Origin of the sequence: Massilia sp. Leaf139, assembly GCF_001424165.1 — a bacterium.
In the GTDB taxonomy this organism is placed as follows: Bacteria; Pseudomonadota; Gammaproteobacteria; order Burkholderiales; family Burkholderiaceae_D; genus Telluria.
The window spans coordinates 1-2,437 of record NZ_LMOJ01000021.1 but is presented as its reverse complement, the minus strand read 5'-3'; the positions used below and the strand labels follow the sequence as shown (position 1 = coordinate 2,437).

General features: G+C 66.0%; 3 protein-coding genes. All 3 read right to left on the bottom strand.

Translation table 11 applies throughout. The features are described 5' to 3' along the window. A partial coding sequence (locus ASF77_RS11445) for a hypothetical protein (RefSeq protein ID WP_156648863.1) occupies window positions 1-306 on the bottom strand: 306 nt, incomplete at its 3' end. A 22-nt stretch (window positions 307-328) separates the two neighbouring features. Continuing rightward, the gene (locus ASF77_RS11440) at window positions 329-925 is read right to left on the bottom strand and encodes a hypothetical protein (RefSeq protein WP_156648862.1); all 597 of its coding nucleotides are present in this window, start codon (window positions 923-925) and stop codon (window positions 329-331) included. 975 nt (window positions 926-1,900) lie between these two features. After that, the coding region (locus tag ASF77_RS24910) for a hypothetical protein (RefSeq protein ID WP_229445395.1) at window positions 1,901-2,437 on the bottom strand (537 nt) is incomplete at both ends.

Here is a 2,437-nt window from a genome sequence, read left to right as displayed (position 1 = left end):
CAGGGCCAGCGCGCCGGCGAAGTCGTAGGGCTTGCCGCCCTGCCCTTCGGCGAACGCGACGGCGGCGCCRATRTCGGGCACCTCGACCTCCATGTCCTGGTAGCGGACGATGCCTTCCATGACGTCCGGCACCGAGCAGGCCCGGCACCCGTGCGTCATCGACGATTCGTAAGCGCGGTCGCCGACGATGGCCACCACGTGGCTGAAGAAGCGAGAACCCGACAGCACGGCGATGGCCAGGCTGATCGGGTTGTGYGGCCACCTCGAGGTAAAGCGGAGCGTGACGACTCCTGGACGGTTGTCCATCAGACCTCCTTTCTTGGGTTGRTTACAGGCCCAGCGTCGAGCGCAGCCAGGTGATGAAGTCGGCCCACGCTGCGGCGGCGGCGGCGAGCTGCTCTGGCGTGGTCGCCGCGCGCATCTCCGCCTGCCGGTCGAACCGGACATTGCGCATCTGGAGCTTTGCCCACTTGAACGCGTCGGCGCGCTCGACGATCTGCCGCGCGGCCCACTCGTTGGTCTGCTGCTTCCCGGTCGGGTTGCTGCGCGCGTGGCCGGTGATGTAGTCGGACACGGGAACCGGCTTGACCAGCGCAGCCAGGTAGAAGCGCGCGGCCTCCTCGGCTGCTGCGTACTCCGGCTCGCGCTTGCCGATCGCCGCTTCGTAGACCGCGTCGACATCGGCGTACGTGCGCGCGATAGCGAGATCCTTGGCCTGATCGAGTGGCGCCGTCTCGACCCAGTACAGCTCGTTGTTCGCCACGTGCAGGGTCGACGTCGGCAAGGGCGGCTCCGGAAAGCTAGGAACCCGCTCCACCATGACGTGGGCGACCTGGCCATCCGGCAGCACCGGGATACGGTCTTCGTCGGCGAAGCCCAGCACCCTACCGGCCGTGTCGCTGATTGCATATTGAAGTGTCGTCATTGCGGCGTGTAGGTTCCATGAGTTGGTTGGTGGCCACGCGTCGCTCGGGTAGTGATGCCGTCGGCATCTGTTACTTCGAGAGTGACCTGGCCATTAATGCGCATGTTCGTCGCCGTTCCTTTCAGGTTGATCCGGTCGGCTGAGGTATCCCCCGACACGAAATAGTTGATCGTTGCAATCCCGTTATCCGACTCTCCCGTGCACGCCCAGCGGAAGGACAGCGGCGCTCGATAAGTTCCACCGACGTTCGCAATCTGTAACCCGTAGTTCTGCGTACCGTTGCCGACTGAGCTGAGCAGCGTCCCGGTGATCGAAACGGTCATCGTCTTCTTCGGAATAGCGGCCGCCGCCTGGGCCTCGACCGTCGTCGCCGGCGTGCTGCCGACGTTTGTCCCTGCCGGCGCACCGACCGTCGCGTAGTCCTGCGGCTTGCCGGTGCCGCCGACGAGCGCCCAGTTGTTGCTCGACATCGGGCCCAGGCGAATATTCGACAGGGAGGCGCCGACCGTATTGATCGAGCTGTCGAAGAAGAGCGGCGTATTGACCGGCGTCGTCAAGTTGGTGATGAACTGCTGGATCCCGTTCTTGCAATACCGGACTGTTGAGCCATCGTGCACGATCGATAGCGTGTCCCCTGCCCCGTACGTGCCGACCAGGCCACCGCGTGACACGCCGCTTTCCCAGACATACAGACCGCCGTTCACCCGCGTCTCGATCGCGAAGTCGAGCGACGACCAGTGCGAATCGGTGTCCGGATCGGAGTTCAATCCGAACAGCAGGTCGCTCAGTCCGTCGGCCCGCACGCTCACGAATGCCCCGCCAGCGTAGCTCTCCCGGCTCGTCGCCGAGGAATCCCACGCGGCCGAACCGCTCGCTTTCACGGCGCGATTCGCCGTTACCACAACAGCGCCCGTGCCCACCAGCGTCAGGTCGGCGGACGCGTTGTCCGCTGGGCGCCCGGTGCCGCCCACGCCNTTTCACGGCGCGATTCGCCGTTACCACAACAGCGCCCGTGCCCACCAGCGTCAGGTCGGCGGACGCGTTGTCCGCTGGGCGCCCGGTGCCGCCCACGCCTGACCACTGCGCTACCGTGGCCGACTTCGCCGCGATCGCGTTGAGCAGCGCCTGCTTCGCGTCGAAGTAGTTCTTGAAGTTCGTCCGGTAGGTCGCTCCCACGATCGCGACGGCCGTGCCAGGGATCGTTGTGAACCCGGTGCCCAGCCCGCTGATGTAGGAGCTCAGCGTGTTGTAGGCGTTCGTGTAGGCGGTACGCTCTGTCGTAATGCCCAGAGCGGACGCCTGCGCGTCGATGCCCGACCGCTCGCCCGTGATCGTATTCCAGCGGAGGTTCTCCGCCGGCTTCTCCACCGGAGATAGCAGGTCGTCGCGCGCCATGTCGGTCACGGCCAGGTTCGCCGCGTCCGCCGCCGCCTTCGCCGCGATCAGGTCGGCCGCGTCATACATCAGCTGCACGTTCGCCCACTCGGTGGCCGCGATGCTGTCCGTGGCCGT

Excerpts from the sequence above, each read along its gene's own strand:
- ASF77_RS11440 (WP_156648862.1), bottom strand. The coding sequence starts at position 925 with ATGACGACACTTCAATATGCAATCAGCGACACGGCCGGTAGGGTGCTG.